At 60.7% G+C, this 6644-nt stretch carries 8 protein-coding genes and 1 pseudogene; 2 read left to right on the top strand and 7 right to left on the bottom strand.

Features of this window, described 5'->3' with window-relative positions; all coding sequences use genetic code 11:
* Window positions 1–174: 174 nt before the first annotated feature.
* From OP496_RS16290 to OP496_RS16260, 7 genes and pseudogenes are all read right to left on the bottom strand, one after another.
* On the bottom strand, window positions 175–576 hold the full coding sequence (locus OP496_RS16290; protein WP_280564841.1) for a hypothetical protein: 402 nt from the start codon (window positions 574–576) through the stop codon (window positions 175–177).
* Window positions 577–665: 89 nt separating this feature from the next.
* A complete protein-coding gene (locus OP496_RS16285) occupies window positions 666–1193 on the bottom strand; it encodes a hypothetical protein (RefSeq protein ID WP_280564840.1) in 528 nt (175 codons plus the stop codon).
* Window positions 1193–1702, bottom strand: coding sequence for a VRR-NUC domain-containing protein (locus OP496_RS16280; protein WP_280564839.1), 510 nt, complete (start codon window positions 1700–1702; stop codon window positions 1193–1195). The genes OP496_RS16285 and OP496_RS16280 overlap by 1 nt, the downstream gene beginning before the upstream one ends.
* A 432-nt stretch (window positions 1703–2134) precedes the next feature.
* Window positions 2135–2851, bottom strand: a complete 717-nt coding sequence (locus tag OP496_RS16275; RefSeq protein WP_280564838.1) for a KilA-N domain-containing protein — start codon at window positions 2849–2851, stop codon at window positions 2135–2137.
* Window positions 2851–3603 (bottom strand): replication protein P, encoded by a 753-nt coding sequence (locus OP496_RS16270; RefSeq protein WP_280564842.1) that lies wholly within the window; start codon window positions 3601–3603, stop codon window positions 2851–2853. Before OP496_RS16270 ends, OP496_RS16275 begins: the two co-directional genes overlap by 1 nt.
* 64 nt (window positions 3604–3667) lie before the next feature.
* Window positions 3668–4438, bottom strand: a pseudogene (locus OP496_RS16265) (helix-turn-helix domain-containing protein); the annotation flags it as partial.
* A complete protein-coding gene (locus OP496_RS16260; protein WP_280564837.1) occupies window positions 4428–4895 on the bottom strand; it encodes an HNH endonuclease signature motif containing protein in 468 nt (155 codons plus the stop codon). The gene OP496_RS16260 and the pseudogene OP496_RS16265, both read right to left, overlap by 11 nt.
* Before the next feature lie 80 nt (window positions 4896–4975).
* Between OP496_RS16260 and OP496_RS16255 the strand changes: the two genes are divergently transcribed.
* Both OP496_RS16255 and OP496_RS16250 read left to right on the top strand, forming a co-directional pair.
* Window positions 4976–5401, top strand: a complete 426-nt coding sequence (locus tag OP496_RS16255; protein WP_280564836.1) for a hypothetical protein — start codon at window positions 4976–4978, stop codon at window positions 5399–5401.
* A 687-nt stretch (window positions 5402–6088) separates the two neighbouring features.
* Window positions 6089–6644: S24 family peptidase (locus tag OP496_RS16250; RefSeq protein WP_280564835.1), on the top strand; the 556-nt coding region annotated here is incomplete at its 3' end.

Raw genomic sequence — 6644 nt, 5'->3', positions numbered from 1 at the left:
GGTACTCAGGGCAGCGACAACCACTTGTCACCGTGACGGGCGCATTGAAATGCTCACGCGCCGCCTCGAGGACCTGGAGCGTTTCGGCGTCAACCGTGTCGAAGCCACAGCCACAACTGCAAGCGAACTCAACGCGGCGGAAATGAGGGGAAATACGATCGGACATGCAGCCTCCTATGTGAGCCAGCCTTTGGCGACCGCCGTCACGACGGCCGAGATTGCCAGCGCCGCCGCCCAAGCGGTGACACTGGACACGAAATGGGAACGGTTGACCCGGGGCTCGATCACTTCGCGCAGATGCTTGCGCGCCTTGCGGGAGTGTTCCATTTCACTCTCAAGGGCAACCAAGCGCGCATGCTGCTCGGCAGTGCTCTGCTGCACCTCAATCATTTGGTGGAATAGCTGAGGAATCTGAGCGACGGCTTTCGCCATTTCCGCGTGGGAATCGCTCATCGACTCCATGTGGCGCTCCAGGCGGTTGAGGATTTCCCCCTGGCCGTCCAGTCGGGTTTCCACTCGCGCCAAACGCTCGGTCACTTCTGCCATGATGCCCAGGCCCGTAGAGTTATCAGTCATGTGTCGGCTCTCGAGTCGCCATGACTCGCGACAGCGTGGATATGGGCCAATTGTGTGGACCGCCAGCAGCATGCGCCGCTGGCGGTGGTTCATAACGACAGATCGTATTGAGGGCTGGATTGGCGGGGAGGAGAGCGACGCTTAACCGGTTCGACGTCGCCATTCACTTCGACATCGAGGATGTACCCCAACGTCAGCGGATTGATCTTCACGGAGTGCGCAACGACATCGATGCTGATGCCACGGCGCACCATGTCGCGCGCATCGACAATGGCATCGACCCATTTCTCGCTCATGCCCAGCTCGGCAGCGATCTCAGCGATGCTCATACCCGTATCCCGAAGCGCCAAGACCGGGCGATTTGCCATCGCCCGCTCCAGGTAACGGCAGCGGGATGGATACACATGCGTACCGCCCAGCACCTCACATAACGCCATGGCATCGTCCCAGCCCAGCAGCGTCACCAGCATGTGGTTGATATGCAGGCTTCTGGGCGCGGGCACATAGACCGACAGCGTTTTCCCCGACTGCTGGTCGCGCAACGTTCTCACCAAGTGCAGTGCCTGGTCTTGCCCGATAATGTCCGCGATCTGCTGCACGCTCTTCGGCAATCGCATCAGCTCCTCCAGTCTTCTCCGGCCCTCAATGGCAAGGCATCCCCTGCCACCTGGGTGCGCGGCCAGGCAGCATATTCACGCAGCACGTCCTTGGCCTGTTCGAGTCCCAGCGCCAGCGCGGCGCAATAGCGCTCACCCTCGGAGCCGTCCAGCCACTCGTGTTGCGAGTCGGCCAGGTCGGCATCGCGCGGCGGGGTCGCCTTCAATTCGAGATACAGGCCATGCCAGCCGCCGCGTGCCTGACGCACCACCAGGTCGCTGACGCCGGATCTCGCGCCCTGCTGTTTCATGTCGGTGGCTGTCTTCCAGCTGCGAACACCGCCGTTCGGTGGATGGAAGACATGGGGATACAGCTGCCCCACCTCACTGCCGCGCATGTACTCGCCACGGAGCCAAGACATCAGCTTCTTTTGCTCCATGCCCTCGTAATCGAAAGGACGCTTGCGAGGCTTACTGCTGGCTGAGGTGGCACGCCGCTGTGCGCTTTTCGCCTTGGGATTCCATGCCATTTATCCGGCCCTCCGTTGCCGCCGCTCCCAGCGCGTGTAGTCCGCAGCAATGCGGCCTAGGATGAACCCGGCATTCACATCGTGATCAATCTCCGCTCGGCTTGAGACACCGCATCGCTGGCGGATGAAATCGGCAGCATCTTCGGCGCTACACGTATCGTCAGGGAGCTGCTCAGGCGTCAGCCCCTTTTCCCAGCGGTACCGATGAGCGAGGTATATCCAGAAACGGGGGTTACTCCCCAACATTGCCGCCCGCCGCGCTTCCGCGCCGCCCTTTCGTTGCTTATCCATGCCCCCGGTCCTCCCGCATCACGCAGGCCATGCAGACCCGCCGGCCTTTCGGGAACATGCCGGGATAATGGGTATTCCCGCAGCGCACGCACTCTCGGCGTGTAGTTTGAAGACGACGCTTTTTGAATCGTGGGCCTCGCATTACGCCTCCAGCCGCTGAACTTCAGCGCACAAGCGGGAGGCGTGGCGGCGCATGTAGATTCGCGAAAGTCGCTGCTTGCGCTGCTCGAAGGTGAGGCCCGCCTCGATCAAGCCAGTGTCGACGTTCTGTAGATGGGCGATAGTCTCGATCTCACCTGGTGTGAGGTGATCGCGAACGGGCTGCCCGCTGGGAATGCCATGCCGCTCGCGGTACTGTTTAGACGAACAGCCCAGCACGATGCGATTGACCAGGTCGTACTCGTTCGAGAAATGGTAGTGCTTGACCACCTTGCCCTGATCGAGACGGCTGTACTTCACCGCGTCGGTTAGGAAACGAGACTCCAGACGGGCCTGCTCACGCATAGCGACACCACGGGCCATTTCGACCTCGCCCTGGACCAGTGCGTCGAAGGTACGAATCACACGCAGATGGAACGCCGGACTAATCCACATGGCGTAGGCGTAAACCAGCTCCTTTGCCACGAAGGTGCCGCCATTACGGCCTCGCCGGGTAGTGACCGGCTTAATACGGGAATTTCCCGTATTTTCCAGCTCAGCGATGAGCTCCCCTGTTTCGGGTCGCCGCATGTATTCATGGACCTCAACAGTACGAGGATTTCGCCCAACGGTCGCAGCCTTCTGCAGATCGTTGAGGCAGTAACGTCCCTCTTCGTCCTGGCGCACCTTCACGCCTTCGATAGCCATCAATGCGGACATCAGGCACCTCCTTTCAGCGCGGCACGCAGGGATCGCATGCCCTGGTCGGCATTCATCCGGTGCGGCAAACCCTCGGCCTCCGCGCGATGAACAGCGGCTTCACGCCCGGCGCGCTCCGCCAGCTCAGCTGCGCTGCGATTGTTATCGTCCTCGAGCAGGTGGCGCGGCGTGATGTCTTCGCCAGCCATCACGCGATTGACTAATGCCTGGTAATGCTTGGCAAAGCGCTTCTCGAGGCGCGGCCACTGACTCTGCGCTGTGGTATGCGTCAGGTCCCACCAGCCGGTGCTCTGCCCGGCCATTCGCACTGCCTCATGGCTCCAGCGGTGACTGCGCGGCTCATGGGCATGGGCCAAAGCCTCGCGCCAAGCCTCACCAGTCGTCGGCATGCCGAAGTCCTCCGGGGTAGGCGCCAGCATCGAGACCAGCACCGGGATCGTCGGCGGCCAGGTACTCCCCGCTTGCTTCAAATTGCTCATCGCCCGCTCGACCATTTGCCGGGTCGGTAGCGCCGGCCACCGGGCCAGCTCCTGCGCCAGTTCCCGCCGGGCCAGGTTGAGCAGGTCCGCACTCGGGAACGCGCTCGCCCAGGTCCTCGGAAAAATCGCCTCCAGCCGGGTGAACACCTGGTTGACCAGCGCCAGCGTCTGCTCCCGTGGCGGTGTCGTCTTCCGGCCACCAGCCGTCGGCCCAGCTGGTGTCGTTTGGGTTGGCGAGTTGCTGGCGGACTGCCTCGCGCTCAGTTCTGTCATCGCGCGATCGATCAGCGGTTGGGCAGTCATGAGACCCTCCAGAAGCGTTGTGGCGCGCCGGCTGGCGCTGCAGATTTTCGTAGACCCAGCGAGCGAAACGACGGGTCCAATCGGCGGGGGTGGCAGTGCGCGCCGGCTCGGCGGCGTAGTGCTCTCGGAAGTCGATCAGGGCCTGGCGGTGGTCGACATCGGCCGCCAGCCCACGATCAAAGCAAGCGCGATCCCAGGCTGCCGACTCCGGTTGCCAATCCAACGTCATCGGCTGGCGTCGGTTCACGGTCTCGACCGGCTGTCCATCATCGGTTTGTCTAGCGGCACGCTCGAAGATCGATTCGCCCTCGTCCGCGCCAGAGAGAGTGTGGGGGTTGGTTAAGGACGTTTCGGGTGCAGCTCTCGCACCCCGTGGCGTCGTCATTTGCACCCCGTTACCGTCGCGGGATGCATCTGTTGCACCCGGCTCATTTTCACGGGGTGCATTCTCTGCATCCCGTGATTCCGGCACGTCTGGTGACTGCTCGTCGCCGATGTCGATACTCTTGATGCCGACACCCAGGGCCAGGTCATATACCACCGGGCGCCGGTCAGCGCGGTCGATGATCGCCGCCGCCACCTTCTGGTTGCCGCGACGAATCAGGCCCTTCTCCTGCAGCAGCTTGAGCTTGCTAATCACCGTGCGACGGCCGAGGCCGGTGTAACGGCACAGGAGGTCGACGCTCGGGAATGCGTGACGCCCTTCGTGATTGGCGTGATTAGCCAGACCGAAAAGCACTGCGCGGGCACCTGGATCGGTCAGCGCCTGCTGCTGGAGCGCCCAGCTGGTAGCTTCAACGGACATAGCCACCCCCCTCTCTTGCGACGCACTCGAAGTAGAACGGCCTGACGTAGTCGATCGGGAGGATGGTCCCAGCTTCGATCAGGGCCAAAGCCTGGCTTGGCGTGACGATTCCGCCTACTGGCGACTTGTATAGCGCCACCTTGAACCGAAGATCTGCAAGGCTTCCTGCCCCTTTGCTCGAGTTGCAAAAGGCACAGGCGCACGCAAGGTTATCGATCGACTCAGAGCCACCCTCAGATCGCGGCAGCACATGGTCGACATGAGACGCGCCGTGACCCTTGATCTCGTCGCCGCAGTAGGCGCAGCGTTTGAAGCTGGCTTCCCACAGCCGCCGCTTGAAAATAAGGCTGAAACGAAAGCCTTTCTCCGTTCTCTTGAAGACACGATCCGGCGTGATATCGACGAGCCTACTGTTGTCGCGCCCATCAGCCGGAAGCATTGCAGTCGTGATGCTCATGCAATACCCCCGGCGTTGTAGAGGGTCGTGGTGCTCTCCGGTACATTAGGAGTTTCCACACATTCAAATGGAGCAACACCATGTCCGAACAGGATTACGTCGATATATGGGAAGAAGTTAGTGCCCCGATAAACGAGAAGTACAAAATCTCGCAAACAGGCGGAGCCATAGATCGAGAGGTTCATCAGAAAGCAATTCGGGAAACCCTCCGCGCATTCCTCGCCGGGGTCTACCGTGAAGAGCTGCGCCAGCAATACAGCGGTCTCCCGACCCACGAACAGGTAGACCCCTTGGCCATTAAAGCCATCGAGGTTTACCACTGGCGTCCCGAGGTGGTTAGGTCTATGGATGAGGACGATTTGTTGCTGGCGTTCACTGAGACTCTGTCCCATCTCAAGCTCCACGAAGGACTTCGGAATTGGTTGAATATGACCCTGCAACCGCTTCCCTACCTTGAACGGGATCACCTAATGCAGATGCATTTCTCACCTCAGACGAACGGATAGCCCCATCCGGCAGGCTGAGGCGGCGACGGCACTCGCTAATCACTTCTACCGCCTCGGCCTCGTCCCAGCGCAACCGCAGCGCCTTCATCTCCGCTACTTCCGCGCTCGCTCGAATGGCCAGCAATGAATCGACCATCCGGCCCAGATAACTCTCCATCTCGCACTGCGTCATAGCGTCACAAGAAGACCCGAGCCCAGACAGCCCCCTGCGGCTCTGCCATGCCCGTTCCACCTCATCAGGCGCTGGACGTAAAACATCAATGGGTGGCTGGCTGTTTTGATCGTTGCTGCTACTCATGTCGTTCTCCATTCCCCTGTATATCCACACACCCCGTTTAAGCGGTCGTTGCGTCCTGGGCTGGCGGGGTAAGCTTTGAGGCAGAGCGAGGGGAAAAGACATCAGGCAGCAAATCCGCTGCCATCACCTTTCCTTCGGTGACCTCTTCAATAAGGACGGCATAGCGTGGCGGCAGAGGCCGCTTGCCAGTGCAAACCTGAGATAAGAACTGCGGAGTCATGCCGATGGCCTTACAGAGTGCCGAGCGAGATCCATGGAAGTGGTCAATCGCTTTCTCAATCATGTCGCCTACCTAAAGCCTAGCTTTATATATTTGAAAGCATAGCTTGCTTTATCGGCGATGCATACCCCTGCGAGAATTAAAGCATTGCTTAACAGAGGCAAACGCCGTGCAGGACACTGAAGTTTTCAAGGCACGCGTGAAGGAGGCGATCAGGCTCGCCAGGGAGAACGGATACACGCAGGCGAGGATCGGCGAGGAGGCTGGTGTATCTCCCCAGGCGGTGGGCCAATGGTCTCGGTCGGGCAAAGTGTCATCCGCCAACCTTGCCGTTTTGGCAAGATTGTCAGGCCTGAGTCTGGACTGGTTCTATGAGACGCCTCAGGTCGGCGAGGTGGCGACAAGTGGTCCGCAAGTGGGCGGCACGGTCACGGAAGGCCCCAGAGTCGGTGATACCGCTCGCCGTGCCGCCAACGTCCAGAAAGCTCCGCAGCCAATCCGCTACCACCTTTATCCGGTTATCAGTCGGGTGCAGGCCGGCGCCTGGACGGAGTGTGTGACGCCTTATGAACCTGGCGGTGAGCCTCACGAAGAGTCCACCGATTACCGTGCTCAGGGCAGGGCATTTTGGCTGGAGGTGCAAGGCGACTCCATGACCGCACCCACAGGTAGCCGTCCTAGCGTGCCTGAAGGCACCCTGGTGCTTTTCGATACCGGCATAGAAG

The sequence above is a fragment of the Chromohalobacter sp. 48-RD10 genome, assembly GCF_029889785.1.
Taxonomy (GTDB): domain Bacteria; phylum Pseudomonadota; class Gammaproteobacteria; order Pseudomonadales; family Halomonadaceae; genus Chromohalobacter.
The sequence above is the reverse complement of the archived record's forward strand: the minus strand, read 5'-3'. Positions and strand labels throughout refer to the sequence as shown.

Excerpts from the sequence above, each read along its gene's own strand:
- OP496_RS16260 (WP_280564837.1), bottom strand. The coding sequence starts at position 4,895 with ATGAGCATCACGACTGCAATGCTTCCGGCTGATGGGCGCGACAACAGT.
- OP496_RS16255 (WP_280564836.1), top strand. The coding sequence starts at position 4,976 with ATGTCCGAACAGGATTACGTCGATATATGGGAAGAAGTTAGTGCCCCG.
- OP496_RS16270 (WP_280564842.1), bottom strand. The coding sequence starts at position 3,603 with ATGACAGAACTGAGCGCGAGGCAGTCCGCCAGCAACTCGCCAACCCAA.
- OP496_RS16275 (WP_280564838.1), bottom strand. The coding sequence starts at position 2,851 with ATGTCCGCATTGATGGCTATCGAAGGCGTGAAGGTGCGCCAGGACGAA.
- OP496_RS16285 (WP_280564840.1), bottom strand. The coding sequence starts at position 1,193 with ATGCGATTGCCGAAGAGCGTGCAGCAGATCGCGGACATTATCGGGCAA.
- OP496_RS16280 (WP_280564839.1), bottom strand. The coding sequence starts at position 1,702 with ATGGCATGGAATCCCAAGGCGAAAAGCGCACAGCGGCGTGCCACCTCA.
- OP496_RS16290 (WP_280564841.1), bottom strand. The coding sequence starts at position 576 with ATGACTGATAACTCTACGGGCCTGGGCATCATGGCAGAAGTGACCGAG.